Source organism: Limosilactobacillus gastricus DSM 16045 (assembly GCF_001434365.1).
Taxonomy (GTDB): domain Bacteria; phylum Bacillota; class Bacilli; order Lactobacillales; family Lactobacillaceae; genus Limosilactobacillus; species Limosilactobacillus gastricus.
In genome coordinates this window covers 37,657-56,691 of sequence record NZ_AZFN01000002.1, presented here as the reverse complement: position 1 = coordinate 56,691, position 19,035 = coordinate 37,657, and the positions used below count along the sequence as shown (strand labels likewise).

The 19,035-nt window shown below is 42.1% G+C and carries 22 protein-coding genes; 1 reads left to right on the top strand and 21 read right to left on the bottom strand.

What is annotated here, in order from left to right:
* Positions 1-46: 46 nt before the first annotated feature.
* A complete protein-coding gene (locus FC60_RS00960; RefSeq protein WP_056936649.1) occupies positions 47-931 on the top strand; it encodes a glycosyltransferase family 2 protein in 885 nt (294 codons plus the stop codon).
* Positions 932-967: 36 nt separating this feature from the next.
* Here the strand turns inward: FC60_RS00960 and FC60_RS00955 are convergent, their stop codons facing one another.
* The 21 genes from FC60_RS00955 to FC60_RS00855 all read right to left on the bottom strand — a co-directional run bounded on the left by FC60_RS00955 (position 968) and on the right by FC60_RS00855 (position 19,019).
* Positions 968-1,795, bottom strand: a complete 828-nt coding sequence (locus FC60_RS00955; RefSeq protein WP_056936648.1) for a helix-turn-helix domain-containing protein — start codon at positions 1,793-1,795, stop codon at positions 968-970.
* An 18-nt stretch (positions 1,796-1,813) separates the two neighbouring features.
* Entirely contained in the window at positions 1,814-2,659 is an 846-nt protein-coding gene (locus FC60_RS00950) for a helix-turn-helix domain-containing protein (RefSeq protein ID WP_056936647.1), read from the bottom strand.
* Between the two features lie 188 nt (positions 2,660-2,847).
* On the bottom strand, positions 2,848-3,981 hold the full coding sequence (locus tag FC60_RS00945) for a D-alanine--D-alanine ligase family protein (RefSeq protein WP_056936646.1): 1,134 nt from the start codon (positions 3,979-3,981) through the stop codon (positions 2,848-2,850).
* A 60-nt stretch (positions 3,982-4,041) separates the two neighbouring features.
* On the bottom strand, positions 4,042-5,016 hold the full coding sequence (locus tag FC60_RS00940; protein WP_056936645.1) for a DUF2785 domain-containing protein: 975 nt from the start codon (positions 5,014-5,016) through the stop codon (positions 4,042-4,044).
* A 66-nt stretch (positions 5,017-5,082) separates the two neighbouring features.
* On the bottom strand, positions 5,083-5,382 hold the full coding sequence (locus tag FC60_RS00935) for a biotin/lipoyl attachment domain-containing protein (RefSeq protein WP_056936644.1): 300 nt from the start codon (positions 5,380-5,382) through the stop codon (positions 5,083-5,085).
* Positions 5,379-6,557, bottom strand: a complete 1,179-nt coding sequence (locus FC60_RS00930; protein ID WP_056936643.1) for an FtsW/RodA/SpoVE family cell cycle protein — start codon at positions 6,555-6,557, stop codon at positions 5,379-5,381. The genes FC60_RS00935 and FC60_RS00930 overlap by 4 nt, the downstream gene beginning before the upstream one ends.
* 23 nt (positions 6,558-6,580) lie before the next feature.
* Positions 6,581-6,802 carry a DUF2969 domain-containing protein gene (locus FC60_RS00925; protein ID WP_056936642.1) on the bottom strand — a complete coding sequence of 74 codons (222 nt, stop codon included), beginning with the start codon at positions 6,800-6,802 and terminating at the stop codon, positions 6,581-6,583.
* The gene (yidD, locus tag FC60_RS00920) at positions 6,802-7,053 is read right to left on the bottom strand and encodes a membrane protein insertion efficiency factor YidD (RefSeq protein ID WP_056936641.1); all 252 of its coding nucleotides are present in this window, start codon (positions 7,051-7,053) and stop codon (positions 6,802-6,804) included. Before yidD ends, FC60_RS00925 begins: the two co-directional genes overlap by 1 nt.
* 51 nt (positions 7,054-7,104) lie before the next feature.
* On the bottom strand, positions 7,105-7,329 hold the full coding sequence (locus FC60_RS00915; protein WP_040468011.1) for a DUF1146 domain-containing protein: 225 nt from the start codon (positions 7,327-7,329) through the stop codon (positions 7,105-7,107).
* Positions 7,330-7,393: 64 nt separating this feature from the next.
* Positions 7,394-7,822 (bottom strand): F0F1 ATP synthase subunit epsilon, encoded by a 429-nt coding sequence (locus tag FC60_RS00910; protein WP_056936640.1) that lies wholly within the window; start codon positions 7,820-7,822, stop codon positions 7,394-7,396.
* Between the two features lie 11 nt (positions 7,823-7,833).
* Positions 7,834-9,249, bottom strand: a complete 1,416-nt coding sequence (atpD, locus tag FC60_RS00905) for a F0F1 ATP synthase subunit beta (RefSeq protein ID WP_007122063.1) — start codon at positions 9,247-9,249, stop codon at positions 7,834-7,836.
* Positions 9,250-9,264: 15 nt separating this feature from the next.
* On the bottom strand, positions 9,265-10,188 hold the full coding sequence (locus FC60_RS00900) for a F0F1 ATP synthase subunit gamma (RefSeq protein WP_056936639.1): 924 nt from the start codon (positions 10,186-10,188) through the stop codon (positions 9,265-9,267).
* Between the two features lie 30 nt (positions 10,189-10,218).
* A complete protein-coding gene (atpA, locus tag FC60_RS00895) occupies positions 10,219-11,751 on the bottom strand; it encodes a F0F1 ATP synthase subunit alpha (protein WP_056936638.1) in 1,533 nt (510 codons plus the stop codon).
* 29 nt (positions 11,752-11,780) lie between these two features.
* Positions 11,781-12,323, bottom strand: a complete 543-nt coding sequence (atpH, locus tag FC60_RS00890; RefSeq protein ID WP_007122066.1) for an ATP synthase F1 subunit delta — start codon at positions 12,321-12,323, stop codon at positions 11,781-11,783.
* Positions 12,313-12,822, bottom strand: coding sequence for a F0F1 ATP synthase subunit B (gene atpF / locus FC60_RS00885; protein WP_056936637.1), 510 nt, complete (start codon positions 12,820-12,822; stop codon positions 12,313-12,315). The genes atpH and atpF overlap by 11 nt, the downstream gene beginning before the upstream one ends.
* Positions 12,823-12,865: 43 nt before the next feature.
* The gene (gene atpE / locus FC60_RS00880) at positions 12,866-13,078 is read right to left on the bottom strand and encodes a F0F1 ATP synthase subunit C (protein ID WP_040468012.1); all 213 of its coding nucleotides are present in this window, start codon (positions 13,076-13,078) and stop codon (positions 12,866-12,868) included.
* Positions 13,079-13,108: 30 nt separating this feature from the next.
* Positions 13,109-13,819 (bottom strand): F0F1 ATP synthase subunit A, encoded by a 711-nt coding sequence (gene atpB, locus FC60_RS00875; protein ID WP_007122068.1) that lies wholly within the window; start codon positions 13,817-13,819, stop codon positions 13,109-13,111.
* A gap of 263 nt (positions 13,820-14,082) precedes the next feature.
* Positions 14,083-14,853: a YibE/F family protein gene (locus FC60_RS00870; RefSeq protein WP_056936636.1), complete on the bottom strand. Its 771-nt coding sequence runs from the start codon at positions 14,851-14,853 to the stop codon at positions 14,083-14,085.
* Positions 14,832-15,962 carry a YibE/F family protein gene (locus FC60_RS00865; protein ID WP_056936635.1) on the bottom strand — a complete coding sequence of 377 codons (1,131 nt, stop codon included), beginning with the start codon at positions 15,960-15,962 and terminating at the stop codon, positions 14,832-14,834. Before FC60_RS00865 ends, FC60_RS00870 begins: the two co-directional genes overlap by 22 nt.
* Before the next feature lie 130 nt (positions 15,963-16,092).
* Entirely contained in the window at positions 16,093-16,755 is a 663-nt protein-coding gene (gene pgmB / locus FC60_RS00860; RefSeq protein WP_056936634.1) for a beta-phosphoglucomutase, read from the bottom strand.
* A gap of 11 nt (positions 16,756-16,766) precedes the next feature.
* Positions 16,767-19,019, bottom strand: coding sequence for a glycoside hydrolase family 65 protein (locus FC60_RS00855; protein ID WP_056936633.1), 2,253 nt, complete (start codon positions 19,017-19,019; stop codon positions 16,767-16,769).
* Positions 19,020-19,035 lie beyond the last annotated feature (16 nt).

Below are 19,035 nucleotides of genomic sequence, written 5' to 3'. Positions count from 1 at the left end.
AGAACGTATCATGATCCTATTTTGGTAGGTAGAAAGGTTTATTCAAATGTTAATTAGTATTATTGCCCCAGTATATAATGTGGCACCCTATTTTACTGAATTTGTTAACAGTGTCCGTCACCAAACCATTCCTGATTTTGAACTCATCTTGATTGATGATGGTTCGACCGATGGTTCAAGTGAAATGTGCGATCAATTCGCTCAAGAAGATGACCGCATTAAAGTCGTTCACCAATCCAATCGTGGAGCGTCCGCCGCTCGCAATCATGGGCTTAAACTGATGACTGGTGACTATGTCACCTTTGTCGATAGCGATGACGTCTTAGACGAAGATTATTTGCAAATACTTTATGATCACTTAATCAGTCACCACGCTGACATTGCCGTTACCAATTATAAGGTCTTTCATCAAGCTAACGATTGTTTTTACTACTATCTTACGGATGGTGATCTCTATACAAAGGATCTTACCCCGAAAGAAGCTTGTGAATATCAATCGAACTGGGATTCCAACTCCTCGATCTTTATTGTTCCTTTCTGCAAACTCTTCAAGGCTGAATTATTAGAGCACTTCCAGTTTCCAGAGGGCATGATTTTTGAAGATGAGGCCAGCATTCATCGACTTTTTATGAAAGCTCACAAAATCGTCTTAATCAACGAAAATCATTATATCTATCGGCAAGGGATTCCCAGTGTCATGACCAGTCAGATGGACGATAAACGCGTGGAGGACCTGATCAAATGTTTTCAAATTAAGTTGACTGACTTTGTGATGGCCGGCTATGACTATATTCCTACCAGAAACCGATTTGAAAGAATTTTACTAGATTATCAACGGATCTTTGAAGCCAACCATCTAACTGATAGTCACGGTTACCACCTTATTCAAGAAATGCTGCACTTTGGTAGTCAATATCATGGAGCCCGTTAAAAATAAGCTCCCGGCTAATATGCTGGGAGCTTATTTTTAATTAAATTGATTCAACTGTTGTTGAACATAGGTCTGATGATTCAAATCAGCTAGTTGTTGAGCGGTCTTAAAATCAGCTTGAGACTCTTCTTCTTTTTTCAAGGCCCGTTCCACCTGGGCCTTAATTAAGAATAGTCCACTCATCGGATAAAGCGAATCTAATTCACGGGCAGTCTCACAAGCTACCTTGATCATTTCTAAGGCCCGGCCTGGTTTTTGCATTTCTAACATCGATGAAGCTAAACCCGCATACAAGATCACTTTCCAATAACTGGTCCTTAAAGTGACATTCCGCAATGATTGATAAATATTATCAAAGATCCCATCGGCATACCGGTGGTCTTCATTGACTAGATAGGTTAAGCCATTACCGTACATCACTAAAGGAATATAAGTCGAAAAATCGGCTTGATAGGCTTGGCCGAGTAAATTTTGGAATTCAAATGTGGCCTCTTTATTCTTCCCTGCACGCAATTTAGCTAAACCAGAGTAGACTTGATAAACAAATTGTTCTTCTTTACTAGTGAGGTCATCAAAAATAATGTTTCCCATGGCCGTTTCGACTTGGTCAACTTCCCCAACCATTAGTTCTTTGGCTAATTGATCTAAATTCTGTTGCATGGTTTGGTGATCATAAACGATCACTTGCCCAATCGGAATCTGCAAACGATCACAGATCTTAGTAAGGGTCGAGCTCTTAGGGAGTCGATTTTCTTTTTCAATCAAACTAATGGTCGCTTGGGAACAAATTCCGGCTGCTAATTCAATTTGGGAAAGTCCTAATGACTTCCGAATTTTCTTTACTTCTTCACCTTTGATATACATGGTTTAATCTCACTTTATTTAGTCTTTAATTGAATCGAGGAGTGCTGCGGTTTCTTTCAATTCTACTTGATCTTTGAGGACCTTGGCAAAACTATTGGCAATCGTAATATTTTCTCGCGCTAACTGGGAATCGCCTTGTGATAAATTAACTTGCCCCATTACATGGTAGGCTTTGCCTAAGGGAGACAACTGCCGTTTATTTAAGGCCACCTTAATAATTGCTCGACATACTTGTAAAGATTTATCTGGCTGATCCAATTCCAGTTGTAATTGCGCCACGGAAATTGCAAGCCAAAAGCCATAATTCCGGTGACGAGCACCTTCCATGAAGTGGGTCAGATCTTTCATAGATCGATCAACCATTTCTTGCGCCTTGTTATAGTCGCCTTTTCTCGAATAAGCCGCAGCAAAGCCATAATAAACTGCTGGCCAATAATCTTGACGACTGCTGTTAACTGATAATTGAGTTAACACTAGTCCCAAATTATAAATAGCATCATCATAGTGTCCCTGACGTAATTCTTTAAAGCCCACCAGATAATAGTAACGGGTTAAATCATCACCATCTAAGCAATTGGGATCGATCTCATCAATAAGATGATTTACCTCTCCCAATTTATTTTGATAGAGAGAATTAGTAACTTGTTCGAGCAAGCCATTATCCACCCGGTCCACAACTAAAATTGCGTTGAGGGGAACATCTAAGCGATCAACCAACTGATTCAAAATTTCCAATTTCGGAATTCGGTTGCTATTTTCAATTAAACTAATGGTCGCTTGGGTACAAATACCTTCTGATAAATCAATTTGTGATAGTCCCTTCTCACGACGAATCTCCCGAAACTTAGCACCATTCAATTCCATCTCTTTTGCTCCTTACTATTAATCCCTATGGATTATCAAATATATATTAGCATAGCCAATTATATTAGGCAAGCAAATATTAATTACCTTCATAATAATAAAACAAATTCTAACACCTGTCCTTAGGAGATTGCTAGTAATTAATCTGGACATAATAAAAAAACAGTCCGCAGACTGTTTTAGATTTACTAATTGTAGATCTTCTTCCCGACATGTTCCTCGCCCAGAGATTGGAAATCATAGCGAAGTTTATTTTGATGGTTAAATTCTTCAATTCCTAGCTCAATCAGCCGATCGATTAATTCGGAGTAGGAAATCCCTGAAACATTCCACATCTGTGGATATAAGGAAATGTTAGTGAAGCCTGGGAGCGTGTTTGGTTCACTTAGATATGGGACGTCATTTTCATCAACTAAGAAATCCATCCGACACATCCCTTTCATTTCTAGCGCTTGATAAGCATCCAAGGCCATTTGCGTGATTTCTTTTTGTAATGGTTCCGCTACAATAACTGGTAGGTCAAAAACGACCCCACTGGCATCAACGAATTTATTGTTGTAGTCATAGAAATCATCGCCTTCTGGGATCCGTAAACCACCTAGTTTGGAAGCAATTGGATGTTCATTCCCCAAAATCGAAATTTCAATTTCACGTGGATTTGGCACTGCTTCTTCAATCAGGACCTTATAATCATAAGTCAGGGCATCCGCCAGGGCAGCTTGATATTCTTCGGCATTACGTACCTTATGAATTCCAACTGAGGAACCTTGTTTAGCTGGTTTCACAAAAACCAGGTCCCCTAATTCAGCCTTAACTTGGTCCCAGCCATAGTTTGCTTGGTTATCAGGAGTAACCAAAATGTATTTGGTATTCCGAATGCCGGCTTGATTTAAAATCCGTTTAGTTAATTCCTTATCAAAAGCCATGGCACTAGCGGCAATTCCTGAGCCAACATAAGGCTTCTTTAAGAGCCGGAATAAGCCTTGCACAGTCCCATCTTCACCTAAATTCCCGTGAATCACCGGATAGAAAAAGTCAATTTCTGGGACTTCGTTTAAGGCCGCAATTGGCGCTAAAGGTGAAGCTAAATCCATCTTCGCATACGCTTCTTTAACGACCTGATCTTCTGGTTCACCATCAAAAATACGTTGTGATGATTGATGATCGAGTAAAATGCCATCTTTGGTAAACATGAACAGCGAGACATCATACTTGTCCTTATCCATCCCGTCAAAAATATTATGGGCTGACCGTTTGGATACGTCATGTTCTGAGGAGTTACCGCCGAACAACAGAGCAATGTGTAATTTCTTGTCCGTCATGGTTGTACCTTCTTTCAATTTTATTTATTACGCGTTTCCAGAAACTTCATTATAGCATATTTACTCATTTTGGTCATCCTGCTCCAAAATGACCTTACCAATCTGTTCTGGTAAATCATTAACCATCAACAAGCATTGCATTAAGCGCCGATAATTAAAAATCTGATGCCAGTTTCCCGCATTTTGCGGGCGACTGGCTCGTAAACGAAGCCGCCAATTCCGTAATGCTAATAAGAAATAACGCCGATAGACCTGATGTTGATTCATTAAATTAACCAGGTAGTCAGCCAACTGCTCATTTTCGCCCATAATTAAAGGTGTCGTTAAGCGAGAATAATTAGCCAATAGTAATGCCATCAGACAGACTTTATCCCCGCGGACCAATTCTTCGCGTTGGGATAGTTCTCCTAAGACATTGGCTAATTCCGCATACATATGGGCCCAGCCTTGCTCACCAACAAAGCCACGCGTATCTTTTTCCATCACTAAGATCATCGCCACTAAATCAACTAGCCGATCCACTTCATACGCTTGTAAAAAGAAGTAGCCAGCTCGATCAGCATAGAGCAGACTCGCTAAAGCTGACAACGCCGTTGCACGACCAAACACAGCACGATTTTTAGGTTCGTCAATATGCCCTAATAAGATGTCATTTTGTGCCAAATAATGAAAGCTCAAGCGTAATTGATCATTAGTCAAAAGATCATTTGCTAAGAGGGCATTGAAGATCATGAGGCAGCCGTTCAGCCGAATGGCTGGATCATCGACTTTAAAATGATCTAACAAGCTTAATAACCAGACATCACTAACTTGATCCAATTGATCGTCTTGCAATTTTTCATACATTTGCCTTAACTCATCATAAAAGGCCGCATCATCTTCAACCGTCGCAATTGGCGTTCGCGGATGACGTGGAGTTTGCTCGATGAGGTCTCCTGCAAGGCGGTCCAATTGTTTAAAAACTTGCCCCTTTGCCGTCGCATGACGTAATTCCCGAACTTGTTGATTCAAATGTTTAATTTGTTTCCCATCCATTGGCATCCTCCTTTTAATGGAATAAGCCTTCAGAGATCGATTATACGAACTTTGAAGGCTTTTTTATTATGCGTAAGGTTTAATTTGATAAAGCCAAGTTTGCTGGCTAATCTTAGGCTGCCATTGATTTAAAACTTGCTCATTTTTAGCAAGAATCGTCCCACTAACAGGCAAAGTTAAATCTGTATTGGTGCTGCTCGCTTCAACTTGCAAACACGGCCAAGTTGATCGAACTTGTGCACCCACAAGCGGGCCATCGATGAAGTTGATCTTTTTTAAATAGTCCAGAGCTTCTGGTGTTAAACCAATTTCAACTATCTGGTCTCGTTCTCTTTGCCACCATGGATGGGCTAATTTTCTAGTCATGACCGATCCTCATGATAACGCATCGATAAGATAATCCCGATTCCAATCAGGTTTCCTAGCAGCGAGGAGCCCCCTGCACTAACAAATGGTAGTGGAATCCCGGTTAATGGAAGCAAACCAATATTCATCCCGATATTTTCAAAGACGTGGAATAGGATCATCATTACCACTCCCGTAGACAAGTAAGCATAAAACTCATTCCGGGTTTCAAAGATCACTCGAATCATCAAATAGATTAACAGCATGTAAATGGCAACTAAAGCAATACTGCCGATAAAGCCAAAGTTTTCACCAATCACGGTAAAGATCATATCAGATTCACGAACGGGAACGTAGACATTCGAATGATTAAAACCAGTCCCCGTCAAGCCACCGGAACCAACCGCCTTGATACTTTGCCAAAGCTGATAGCCCTGATTAGTGGTGTCTTGTTCTGGATGTAACCAGGTATCAACCCGATCAAATTGATAGGATTGAAAGCCCACCATTGTTAAGATTGAGCGGCCAAAGTTACTAGTCACCATCCAAAGAGCCGCCCCTCCGATCGCCCCCACAATCGTGACACTTGGAATTATAATTCGCCAAGTAATTCCTGATACTAGCACTAACCCAGCAAAAATGGCACAAAAGACTAAACTGGTCCCGAAGTCATTTTGTAAAGTCAGACTCACAATCAATGGTAACAACCAGAGAACCATTTTCCCAATTAATTTCCAATCGGACTTGGCAGTGTGTTTGGGGTACATCGAATTATGGGTGGTAATCACCCGCCCCATCATTAAAACATAAGCTGGTTTAGCAATTTCAGATGGTTGAAAAGTAAAAGGACCGATGGCAAACCAGCTCCGCGCGCCAGTACTGATATAGTAGGAACGACTATAGAAGATAACGACCGCAAACATCAGGAACAAACTCGCTCCATAGACGTAAGGGGCGACTTTCCAGAGCTGTTCGGCATCCATTTGCATTACCAAATAGACAACCACCGCGCCAATTACATACCATACAAATTGGGATATCACTTGCCGATAGACGGCTCCACCTGAGGTGTCATTATCAGCCGCCACATAAATCGACATGATCCCCACGATTGCCAAAATCAAGACACAAAATACAATTCCCCAATCGATTGTGGCTCCCTTACGCCACTTTAAAAAGTCTATTGCACGACGCATTATGACTCCTTTCTCTTAATCGATTATTTATGTAAATGATACTCTTGCAAGATCATTGCTAACCCCTCTTCTTGGGAATGCACAAAGAATTGCGCTTGATTAGTTAGCATGGTTGCCTTGAATTTTTCCTGATCCGGTAAGATTTCACCAATCAACTGTTTCCCTATAAAAACTTGTTGAATCGGCTGATTATTCCGTTCAATATCATTAACCGTTACTTCAATTGTTTTATCTTTCTTTGCCACTATTTCACCTTTTTTGCCTTCGCTGAATTGATTGTAAAATGATCAGGAACCGGATCGTAACCACCGGGAACTCCGGGACGACACCGCAAAATACGGTTTAATCCCATTAAAATTCCCCGGTAACCAAAGCGATCGATGGCCGTTAACATATAATTTGAACATGATGGTTCAAAACGACATACCCGATAAGGCCGTCGCAGGGATCGGTCACGCTGATAAAGTTTAATCAACAATTTAATGATCGTTAACAAGACGGCTAGGCTCCTTCTCACATGTACTCGTCATTATACCATAATATTATACTAACGGATCGTATTCATCATCTGGTATAAGGTTTCAAAGAAACTAATACAAAATTGGGCACAACCATAACCAATCGCAACGGAAATTAATACCATGAAGAGTGGCCAGGATGGTTGCTCTTGACGAAAGAACCGTTCTAGATGAAGTTGGCGAAGGGCTTGGAAAGTTATAAGAACCGCTCCAATCTCCACCATAAATTTAATAAGTGAACTAAGCCAAGTCATTTTTACTCCTTTTAAAAAATAGCCTGCAGCATACTTGCCACAGGCTATTAATTTAATATTAACTTTAAATTGGTCGGTTAGTGGCCTTCAAACGGTTAATTGCCCGTTTCAAGTGAACTTCAGCCCGATCCAATTCACTCTTATTGTGGCTGGCATTAGCTTGATTAAGCATTTTTTCAGCCCGTTCCTTAGCGGATTCGGCCCGATTAATGTCAATATTTTGCGCTAATTCAGCACTATCAGCAGCAATTGTTGCGACATTATTATGGAATTCCATAAAGCCACCATTGACCGCGATAACGTCATCAGCAGCGTCGGTATCGCTATGCTTTACCGTCACCAAATCGATGCCCAAAGCTGCTACCACTGGAACGTGGTTAGCCATGACACCCATTTGGCCGCCGGCCGTCGTTACCACAACCATCGTAGCTGGTTGATCATAAACAACTCCATCAGGAGTAGAAATAGTCACCTGAAATGAATGTTCAGCCATAACTATCCCTCCTATTCTTCAACAGCCGCCTGCATACTCTTAGCCTTTGCTACCACTTCATCAATTGAACCTACCAACCGGAAGGCATCTTCTGGAAGATCATCGTACTTCCCTTCCAGAATTTCCTTAAAGCCTTTGATCGTATCCTTTAATGATACATAGGCCCCTGGTTGACCAGTAAATTGTTCCGCCACACTAAAACTTTGCGACAAGAAGAATTGGATCCGCCGAGCCCGAGCAACGACCGTCTGTTCTTCATCTGACAATTCATCCATCCCTAAGATTGAGATAATGTCTTGGAGTTCACGGTAACGTTGCAAGACGTGTTGGACTTCAGTAGCGACTTCATAGTGTTCTTCTCCAACAATTTCAGGAGTCAATGCCGTTGAAGTCGAAGCCAAAGGATCCACAGCTGGATAGATCCCCATTTGAGTTAAGGACCGTTCCAAGTTAGTCGTGGCATCCAAGTGGGCGAAAGTAGTTGCTGGTGCCGGGTCGGTATAATCATCGGCTGGCACATAAACGGCTTGAATTGAAGTGATCGAACCTTGCTTAGTTGAAGTAATCCGTTCTTGTAATTGACCCATTTCAGTCGCCAAGGTTGGTTGGTAACCAACGGCTGAAGGAATTCGACCAAGTAAGGCTGAAACTTCTGAACCAGCTTGGGTAAACCGGAAGATATTATCAATAAACAAAAGCACATCTTGTCCCTTAACGTCACGGAAGTATTCCGCAATCGTCAAACCGGTCAAGGCCACCCGCATCCGGGCACCAGGAGGTTCGTTCATTTGACCATAAACCATGGCCGTCTTGTCAAGAACTCCTGATTCTTTCATTTCATAATACATATCGTTACCTTCACGGGTTCGTTCACCAACCCCCGTAAAGACAGAAATCCCATTATGCCCTTGGGCAATGTTGTGAATTAGTTCTTGAATCAGAACCGTCTTACCAACACCGGCACCACCGAATAGACCGATCTTACCACCACGAACATATGGAGCTAAGAGATCAATCACCTTGATCCCCGTTTCCAAAATTTCGGTATTGTCATTTAAGTCTTCGTATTTTGGTGCGTCACGGTGAATTGGCATCCGTTGTGCATCTGGTCCAAATTGAGGACCATTGTCAACTGTATCACCTAAGACGTTGAACACCCGACCAAGAACTTCGTCACCAACCGGAACGCTAATTGAGCCTTCGGTGTTTGTAACTTCCATTCCCCGCTTTAATCCATCGGTGGCGTCCATGGCAATTGTCCGAACAACCCCGTCACCTAATTCCAAGGTAACTTCGACAGTCAAAGTTTGATCATCTGCCATTTGAATAACTAAGGCAGTGTTAATTTCAGGTAGTTTTTCATCTAAGGGGAATTCAATATCAACAACTGGTCCAATAACTTGAACAACTTTTCCAGTAGCACTCATATTGTTTCCTCCTAATTATTCTTGGGCAGTCATCCCACCGGTAATTTCAGTAATTTCGGTGGTGATGGCTGCTTGACGTGCTCGGTTATATTGCAACTGTAAGGTTGAAATAATATCATCGGCATTATCCGTCGCAGAACTCATCGCATTTGAACTGGATGAATGTTCGGACGTTTTGGCGTCCAAAATGGCTCCATAAATTAAGCTTTCCGCATATTGTGGAACAACCATCTCAACAAATTCATCTAATGAAGGTTCAATTTCGTATTCTGCGGCTGGAACTGGATTTTCTTCAGTACTCGTTGAAGCTTTCTCGTTCGGATCAACCAAATCATCAGCTGAAATTGGCAAGAACTTCTCCGACTTTACTTCTGTTGAAATCCGGTTAACGTAGTGACTGTATGAAATATACAGTTCATCATACGCGCCATCTTGATATTTTTGTACCGCTGCGTTGACAATATGCCGTACTTCAGCATACTTTGGCACGTCACTGACACCCGTGTATTCATATACGACATCCATGCCGCGTTTTTGGAAGAAATCTAACCCTGTCCGGCCGACCGTTAAGAATTCGGTATTGGCAGCAGTTAAATTCTTTTCCCGCATCAGATCGAGTGTTGCCTTGATGACGTTACTATTGTAACTCCCAACTAAGCCCCGATCTGAAGTGATTACAAGGATCCCAGTCTTTTTCACTTCACGTGGGTGAAAAAGGGAACTCATTCCTTTATTCCCACCCAGTGAATCAATTGCATGTGATTTAACCAGGCTCGCTAAAATTGATTTAACCTTATCGGCATAAACCTGGTAAGTCGTTGTGTGGTGTTGAATTTGGTTAAGCTTGGCAGTTGAAACCATTTGCATGGCCGCCGTAATTTGGCGCGTACTCTTGGTCGATTCAATCCGCCGCTTAACAGCAGCTAGTGAAGCTGGCACTTATCCTCACCGTCCTTTCTTACCGGGTTTTTAATCATTTTGAGCTTGACTTGCTTCAGCTGATGTTTGGAATGATTGCTTAAAGGCCTTGATAGCATCATCTAAGGAATCATCACCAGGCAATTGACCTGATTGGGCGATTTGATCGTAAAGGTCTTGGTGGTTACCATGCATGTAACTTGCCAATTCACTTTCAAACCGCGCAATGTCATCAACTGGCACATCATCAACATAACCATGTGCCAAGGCATAGAGGGTTACAACTTGTTGTTCTACTGGTTGTGGGGCATGCAAACCTTGCTTCAATAATTCAACCGTCCGTTGACCACGTGCTAACTTAGCTTGAGTGGCCGCATCCAGATCTGAACCAAATTGCGCAAATGAGGCTAATTCGTTGTATGAGGCAATATCAAGCCGTAAAGTCCCAGAAACCTTCTTCATCGCTTTGATTTGGGCATCACCACCGACCCGTGAAACAGAAGTCCCGGCATCAATGGCTGGCCGTTGTCCAGCATAGAACGAATCAGCGTTCAAGAAGATTTGTCCATCAGTAATGGAAATAACGTTAGTTGGAATGTAGGCCGAAACGTCCCCAGCTTGGGTTTGAATGACTGGCAAGGCTGTCATCGAACCACCACCAAGGTCGTCAGATAACCGCGCAGCCCGTTCCAACAACCGTGAGTGCGTATAGAAAATATCACCAGGGTAAGCTTCACGACCAGGTGGCCGACGAAGAATCAAGGAAAGTTCACGGTATGCATCGGCTTGTTTAGATAAATCATCATAGATAATCAAAACATCACGACCACCAAACATAAACTCTTCACCCATCGCTGCCCCAGCATAAGGTGCAATCCAAAGCATTGGTGCTGGATTAGAAGCACTGGCTGAAACGACGATCGTGTAATCAAGGGCCCCAAACTGACGTAAAGTTTCTACTTGCGCCCGAACCGTTGATTCCTTTTGCCCAATTGCAACATAAATACAAATCATGTCTTGGTCTTTTTGATTGATGATAGTATCAATGGCAATCGAAGTCTTACCAGTCTTCCGGTCACCAATGATCAATTCACGTTGTCCCCGACCAATTGGAACTAACGCATCAATCACTTTAATCCCAGTTTGTAGTGGAACCGAAACACTCTTCCGTTCCATAACACCTGGAGCTTTATGCTCGATAGGACGAGTCTTTTCAGTCTTGATGTCACCAAGACCGTCAATTGGACGTCCTAATGGGTCAACAACCCGACCTAATAAGGCGTCACCAACGGGAACTTCCATGATCCGACCAGTCCGTTTAACTGTGTCACCTTCACGAATTCCAGTGTATTCCCCTAAAATAACGATACCAACATCGTTACTTTCGAGGTTTTGGGCCATCCCGTAGACACCATTACTAAATTCGAGCAACTCACCGGCCATGGCATTTTCCAAACCATCGGCCCGAGCAACCCCATCCCCAACATAGGTAACGGTCCCTGTTTCTTCAACGGAAATCGTTGCTTCGTAGTTGGCGAGTTGCTTCTTGATGAGTGAACTGATTTCCTCAGTTTTAATGCTCATACAAATCTCACCTCTTCAGTTTCAAATTACTAATTTAAAAGTAAACGACGTACTTGTTCAATTTGAGTGGCAATACTACCGTCCATCGTTTGATTTTCGGTTTGTACAATTACACCACCAATAATTGCTGGATCAACCTTTTCGGATAAAAGGACTTCATTAGCCCCTAATCGTTCAGCTAAATTAGCTTTCAGTTGATTGCGCCGTGTTTCATCTAGTTGCACCGCTGTGACAACGTCAGCATGAACTCGCTTGTACTTCAAATCATACCGCCGTTCAAACTCATTGATAATTGCGACCAAGGTATCCATTCGGCCGTAATCAAACACCATTTGAATCAAGTTTGTAACTGGTTGCGATGCATCCTGTTTCAAAACTTGAAGTAATGATTCCTTTTCTTTCAAACTCAAGTTAACACCAGACAACAGGCTGGCTAAAGTTGGGTTATCGAGAAAGACTTGACGTAAATTGGTAAGTTCTTCATAAGTTTGATCTAGTTGTCCCTGTGCATCGACTAATTCAAACATAGCTCGTGCATAGCGGTTAGCAACTGTCATCTTATTAAGACTCATGTTTTACCAACCCTTCAATATAAGAATCAATTAGTGCTTGTTGATCGTCCGCATTTAATTGTTTTTGAATAAGCTTAGAAGCAATTTCAATAGATAGATTTGCCACATCGTCTTTGGCACTACGCAAGGCGTTTTCACGCGCTTGGTCAGCATCCCGACGGGCTTGTTCTTTCAAGTTTTGGGCATCTTGTTGAGCAGTTTCAACGATTTGGGTCCGTTGACTTTCCCCACTCTTTTTAGCATCGTCAACGATCTTCGCCGCTTCGGCCTTGGTCCCCTTCAACTCTGCTTGACGTTGAGCGGCCAATTTTTCAGCTTCTTCGCGAGATTGTTGGGCTGTGTCGATATCATTAGCAATCTTGTCGGCCCGCTTTTGCATCATCTGCGTAACTGGCTTCCAAGCAAAATGCCATACCAACAATGCCAAAATGATGAATGAAACTAGATAAAAGATTTGATCCCCAACATATAGACTGTTGGATTCTGCTAGAACAAACATCTACTGATACCTCCTTTGCGAAAAGTTATTTTACAATCCTGAATTACTTGTTCATAACAAGGAAAGCAATAACGATCGCTAAGATAGGCAAGGCTTCGATCAAACCAACCCCAATGAACATAAGTGATTGAACCCGTCCAGCCATTTCTGGTTGACGTGTCATCCCATCAATCGCGTGGCCGATAACTTGTCCGTTACCAACACCCGCACCAACAGCCGCTAAACCAGCAGCAATACCTGCAGCAATTGCACCCATAGTACATATCCTCCTTAAGATATAGACAGATTATTCCCCAGAGACCTTCCGAGAAATATAAACCGATGTTAATGTTACAAAGACATAAGCTTGGATGGAGCCAATAAAGACTGAGAACCCTTGCCAAACCACTTCTAGGGCTAGGCCAATTGGCATTGTCCAGACTCCATGCGAGAACGCTACTTGTCCAATCAAGCCTAATAGCAGTTCTCCGGCATAAATATTACCGAAAATCCGCAACCCTAACGTTAAAAAGTTACTGAATTCTTCCACGATTTTGATTGGTAAAAACAATGCAAATGGTGAAACGAATTCCTTTAAATAACCTTTCATCCCGTTTTGCGCAATACCTGCGAAATGTGACAAGGTCACACAAAGCAAGGAGAAGGTCAACGTGATGACTGGGTCAGCCGTTGGACTTTTGAGTAGTTCGTGCCCGTTCCAGCCAAATTGGAAAATCAAACCAAATTGGTTGGCAACAAACAAGAAAACAAACAGGATAAAGATAAAGTAGCTATATTTAGCACTTTCCGTAGAGTTCATTTGACTCCGCGTGATCCCATTCGTGAAATCAACCACCCATTCAATCATGTTCTGGCCTTTAGTTGGCTTCATTTGTAAGTGTCGAGATAAGCCGAAACAAACAAAAAACACGATACAACAAATGATTGTTCCCGAAATGATGTTCGTCCAGTTGAAGGTCAGGCCGAACAACTCAAAGGTAAAAGCATCACCGCCCATTTATATCTCACCTCTTTTCTTTATAACAATAATTTGGTTGTAACGTGGCAGAGATCTTTTTAAATGACATTATCTAGCGTAGTTACGTTCTCTAATATATCATTTTTATAACGAAATTTCAAAGTTATTCCAAAAGCCTTATCCCTTGCTATAAAGGGATTTACTTAATGAAAACGGTTTATTTTATGTGAAATTATTAAAACTATTTTAAGAATTTGTCGCATTTTTTGCGAAAATAAAGCCGATTACGACCAAATATATTTTCAGACTTCTTTTTTGCTGACCGAATGGTGACGATGACGCCACACCATCGTCCAGGTTGCCACCGGCACCGTGAGAATCACCGCTAAAAACGAAATTAAAACCGCAATCATTTCCAGAACAAAAATCTTATTATTCATAATTGTTCCCAACGAATAATCTAAACCGGCAAACCATACGAAAAGTGCTAATAAGCCGCCAAAAAAACCAAAGAACAAGGTATTAAGGGTTGTCCCAATGATTTGGTGACCAATCTGCATCCCACTTTTAACTAATTGTTGATCGGGGGTTTTGGGATGACGATTCAAGATTTCGGCTAATCCGGCCGTAATGGCCATGGCAGCTTCAGCAATCGCACCAAGGGTGCTTAACACGGCGGTTGTGATGGCAACACTTAAAAAACTCGTACCAATTAATAATGACATTCCTTCTAAATCATCACTATCTTCAATTCCAAAGCCTTGCGCCTGGGCCCAATATTCAACCACAATAATCAAGATTAATAATAAGATCATGACAACCACAGAAGCATAAAAAGCCGCCACGGTTGTTTGTAAATCATCTTCTCCCATAAAAATGGTGATGGCTAAGATTATGATCCCGGTGGTTAAAGTAACTAATAGTGGCGGAACGTGAAAGGCAATCAAAACAATCGCCCCGAACAAAAAGCCAAAATTAAGGATCAAGGACCAAAAGGCTATCCAACCCTGCTTACCACCGATTAGCACCATCAAAATAATTAATACTAACCCTAAGGCTGTAATTGTTGACATTTTTTCCCCCGCTTTCCTAACAACAATGCCGCAAAGGCACTTACTAACGGAATTGCCAAGACGATTCCGATTCCACTAACTAAACTTTGAACCGTCCCGAGACTCATATTCATTGCAAAGGTATATCCCCAGTTATTGCCATTTTTGATATATAGTAACGCTGAGGTAAAAGTATCCGCCATAAAAATTAGGAACAAGACGTTAATTAAGGGACCCATAATGGTTTTACCAATATTGCGTCCAGAGATAAAAAGTTGTCCGGCCGTCACCTCTGGATCAATTTCTTTCAATTCAAAGAGAGTGGCGATAATATCAGAAGATTCATCCATCACCGCCCCTAAGGACCCTAAAAGCGTTTCGGCAATAAAAATCGAGCGTGGTACTTGGGTAACGTATTCCATCGACTCAAAATAAATTCCTCGATCATGTGTCATTGCCATCACTAATAAGCTAATCAGCATGGAAACACTGGTGGCAATCACAGTCGCAAAAAAGGTGGCGAGCATCTTCTTATTGGGGCCTAAAACTAGGAGCAGGCTTAAAAAGCAAAATAAAACCGCGAGCACGGAGAAAATTAACAAGGCATTGTCACCCTTAGTGAACTCGTTTAACTTTATGGCAATAATAAAGAGTACAACATTCAAAGCGACACTTAATAGGGCTAAGGAGCCACTGGTAGTCATCATCAACAACAGCAGAGCAATTACCAGCCAAGTGAGAAAAACTAATACGACGTCCCGCTTGTAACCTTTAATATAGGTTGATAATTGACCATGTTGTTTACTAAGCTGGGTTAGAAAAATTTGGTCGCCCACTCGGTAACGTTGATCCATAGCCCCTGATTTAGTAAATTGATTTTTTACGGTTAGGGTCTGACCGCGATAACGACCATTCAGCATGCGAACGGTTAAAGTTTGGTTGGTTTCACTATCCTCATTTTCGAATTGGTCAGTTTGCTTTTGCGGATGACCGTTCTTAACGGCGATTACTTTGGCAATGGGGGTTCGATATAAAGTTTGGTTATGCGTGACAAAAAACATCGCACCTATCCCGATGACAATCATCACGATTAACATCAGGCGATGCGCCTTTATCCAAGATAAAATCATGGGCTTACTCCTCTAAAAAATTCCCTATTGATTGTACCGCAAGAATTATCTAATCGAACCAACTTATCAAAATTTTAAAAAACGATCCGGCAACTAAAAGTTACCGGACCGTTGAAACCGCTATTAATTCTTATTGTAATTTAGCCTTTAAGGCCGCTAAAGAGACATCACTAGTTTGATCGAAGCGAACGACCGCATTCGTTAAGTTCGTCCCGATCCCGATTGACAATTCATCCGCCGCGTTAATCGCATCCACGCCGGCTTGTGCATCTTCAACACCAGCTACTTCGTCTGGACTGAGGCCAAGTTGTTTAGCAGCTTGGATGTAGATATCAGGAGCTGGTTTACTATGTGCTAACTGAGCTGGATCAACAATATCCACAAAGTAATCACTTAGTTCCAAATACTTCAACACCTTTGGAGCGTTCTTAGAAGCCGAAGCTAAAATCAATTGATAATCAGCCGCTTTTAATTCATCTAAGAAATCTTTCATCCCTGGAAGGATATCTTCGGGAGTAAGTGTTTCCACCAAGCGTAAGTAATTATCATTTTTGGCTTTGGCCAGTGCTTCTTTTTCGGCTAACGAGTAATCATTTTCATGACCGCCAGCCTTAAGAATCATTTCCAATGAATCCATCCGACCGACACCTTTTAAGCCATCAGCCAGTTCTTGAGTCCAAGGAGTCCCCACTTGATCGGCTAATTGGTGCCAAGCTTGACCATGAAAGCGGGCAGTATCAGCAATCACCCCATCTAGGTCAAAAGCAAAGCCCTTGATTTGTTCAAAATTCATTTTGACTCCTCTTATTTTAAATCAACCGTTTGACCATCTAGATCAACTGTTAATGGTTCACCAGAGATCAATTCAAGTTTCGTTCCGTTAGCATCCACCGTCACTTCAATGACCCGGCCCCGGAATTGTTGCCGGAATTGGTATGAATCCCACTTCTTTGGCAAGAATGGTGCATAATGCAGTTGATCGTTGCGAATCCGCATTCCCGCAAAACCTTGGACAATTGCTAACCACGATCCAGTCATCGAGGTAATGTGCAGTCCATCTACCGTATCGTTATTGTAATTGTCAAGATCCAAGCGCGAAGTCCGCTCATACATTTCAACCGCTTGATCTTCTTTATGCAAGTCGGCCGCAAGAATGGAGTGAATTGAAGCTGATAAGCTTGATTCATGAACCGTCAATGGTTCATAGAAATCAAAGTTCTTGGCCTTTTGTTCAGGCGTAAAGTCATCAATAAAGTCCCAGATTCCTTGCAGAACATCCCCTTGCTTGATGTATGGCGAACGTAAGATTTTATCCCATGACCAGTTTTGGTTTAATGGTAGGTCACTGTCAGCTAATTCACTAACTGGCTTTAAGTCCTTATTTAAGAAACCATCGTTTTCTACAAAGATTCCTAATTCATGATCTTCTGGCAGATACATTTGATCAACAATTTCTTGCCAGTGGGCCTTTTCTTCATCAGAAACTTGTAAATCTTGAGCAACTTCAGGATCAACTTCTGTTAAGACTTCCAAAGTGTACTTAAGGGTCCATTGAGCAAGCAAATTGGTATACCAGTTATTATCAACATTGTTTTGGTATTCATCAGGTCCGGTCACCCCGGCTAACATATATTTACCAGCCCGTTGGGAGTAATGTACCCGGTCCGCCCAGAAACGAGAGATTTCCGTTAAGACCTTACTACCTTCATGGAGCACATAAGACTTGTCGCCCGTGTAACGAGTATAGTTATAGATAGCAAAAGCAATGTCCCCATTCCGGTGAATTTCTTCAAAAGTAATTTCCCATTCATTATGACATTCAATCCCGTTGAAGGTCACCATTGGGTATAAGGCGCCCTTCAAGCCTTGTTCTTGGGCATTAACGAAGGCACCATCTAATTGGTTGTAACGATACATTAAGAGGTTCCGCGTCACGGCTGGATCAGCAACTCCCAAGTAAACCGGAATGGCAAAGGCTTCGGTATCCCAGTAGGTTGCCCCACCGTATTTTTCACCAGTAAACCCTTTGGGCCCGATATTCAACCGAGAATCATTCCCATAGTAGGTCGAGAATAATTGGAAGAGATTGAAACGAATTCCTTGTTGCGCTTCATCGTCACCAGCAATCTTAACATCGGACTTGGTCCAACGATCCGCCCATTCATCTGTGTGGGCCGCTAAAAGATCATCAAAGTTAGCCTGATCTAATTCACTAGTTAGGCCATGTAACCGATCCACGATCGCTTCTTCATCCGCAAAATCACGTGATGAAACGAAGACAGATCGTTTTTCAAAGGTTAATTCAGCCCCAGCAGACAAGTTTTGCCGGTAAACTAAACCAACTTGTTGTTCTGTCTTGACCGTGTCGACTTGATCCATCGATGTCTTGACCGAACTTTCAAAACCAACTGTGAAGCGTTCCGTCCCAAAGTTATTTTCTTTGGTAATCGCCGTCATTAAAGCGTGGTTGTCTTCTGTGGCAGTATTTAAAACATTCCAGAATTGTTCATCGTAGTTGGCATCTTCGTTGCGCACGTCTGCATCAATCAAGCTAGATACTTCAACTTCTGCTGCTTGATCTCCAAGATTTTTAACCGTTAGTCGTTGGCCAACTAATTCCTTGGTAGCGGCACTAATAAACCGTTCAAAGTTAAATTCAACTTGGGTACCACCAACTTCAGCCGTAAAAGAACGCGTGAGTTTTGCTGCTTGCATATCTAAATCAAGCTTGAAGTCACTTGGCGTTTGCTTGGCTAGATCTAGTTGTTCACCATTGACTTTAATCGGCAATTTAATGAAATTAACGGCGTTAATGACCTTCCCAAAATACTTTGGATAACCGTTCTTCCACCAACCAACCCGGGTTTTGTCTGGATACCAGACACCACCTAGATAAAGTCCTTCCAGGGTATCGCCAGAATAGCCTTCTTCATAAAAGCCACGCATTCCCAGATTTTCATTTCCTAGGCTGGTCATTGATTCTTGTAATCGCTTATTTTCGGGATCCCATTGTGTTGTCGTAACGTGCCAGGGAGCCACTTCAAAAGTTCGCTTCATATGAAATATTCTCCTT

Coding starts and splice junctions, on each gene's coding strand:
- FC60_RS00960 (WP_056936649.1), top strand. CDS start 47: ATGTTAATTAGTATTATTGCCCCAGTATATAATGTGGCACCCTATTTT.
- FC60_RS00955 (WP_056936648.1), bottom strand. CDS start 1,795: ATGTATATCAAAGGTGAAGAAGTAAAGAAAATTCGGAAGTCATTAGGA.
- FC60_RS00950 (WP_056936647.1), bottom strand. CDS start 2,659: ATGGAATTGAATGGTGCTAAGTTTCGGGAGATTCGTCGTGAGAAGGGA.
- FC60_RS00945 (WP_056936646.1), bottom strand. CDS start 3,981: ATGACGGACAAGAAATTACACATTGCTCTGTTGTTCGGCGGTAACTCC.
- FC60_RS00940 (WP_056936645.1), bottom strand. CDS start 5,016: ATGGATGGGAAACAAATTAAACATTTGAATCAACAAGTTCGGGAATTA.
- FC60_RS00935 (WP_056936644.1), bottom strand. CDS start 5,382: ATGACTAGAAAATTAGCCCATCCATGGTGGCAAAGAGAACGAGACCAG.
- FC60_RS00930 (WP_056936643.1), bottom strand. CDS start 6,557: ATGCGTCGTGCAATAGACTTTTTAAAGTGGCGTAAGGGAGCCACAATC.
- FC60_RS00915 (WP_040468011.1), bottom strand. CDS start 7,329: ATGACTTGGCTTAGTTCACTTATTAAATTTATGGTGGAGATTGGAGCG.
- FC60_RS00910 (WP_056936640.1), bottom strand. CDS start 7,822: ATGGCTGAACATTCATTTCAGGTGACTATTTCTACTCCTGATGGAGTT.
- atpD (WP_007122063.1), bottom strand. CDS start 9,249: ATGAGTGCTACTGGAAAAGTTGTTCAAGTTATTGGACCAGTTGTTGAT.
- atpA (WP_056936638.1), bottom strand. CDS start 11,751: ATGAGCATTAAAACTGAGGAAATCAGTTCACTCATCAAGAAGCAACTC.
- atpH (WP_007122066.1), bottom strand. CDS start 12,323: ATGAGTCTTAATAAGATGACAGTTGCTAACCGCTATGCACGAGCTATG.
- atpF (WP_056936637.1), bottom strand. CDS start 12,822: ATGTTTGTTCTAGCAGAATCCAACAGTCTATATGTTGGGGATCAAATC.
- atpE (WP_040468012.1), bottom strand. CDS start 13,078: ATGGGTGCAATTGCTGCAGGTATTGCTGCTGGTTTAGCGGCTGTTGGT.
- atpB (WP_007122068.1), bottom strand. CDS start 13,819: ATGGGCGGTGATGCTTTTACCTTTGAGTTGTTCGGCCTGACCTTCAAC.
- FC60_RS00870 (WP_056936636.1), bottom strand. CDS start 14,853: ATGTCAACAATTACAGCCTTAGGGTTAGTATTAATTATTTTGATGGTG.
- FC60_RS00865 (WP_056936635.1), bottom strand. CDS start 15,962: ATGATTTTATCTTGGATAAAGGCGCATCGCCTGATGTTAATCGTGATG.
- pgmB (WP_056936634.1), bottom strand. CDS start 16,755: ATGAATTTTGAACAAATCAAGGGCTTTGCTTTTGACCTAGATGGGGTG.
- FC60_RS00855 (WP_056936633.1), bottom strand. CDS start 19,019: ATGAAGCGAACTTTTGAAGTGGCTCCCTGGCACGTTACGACAACACAA.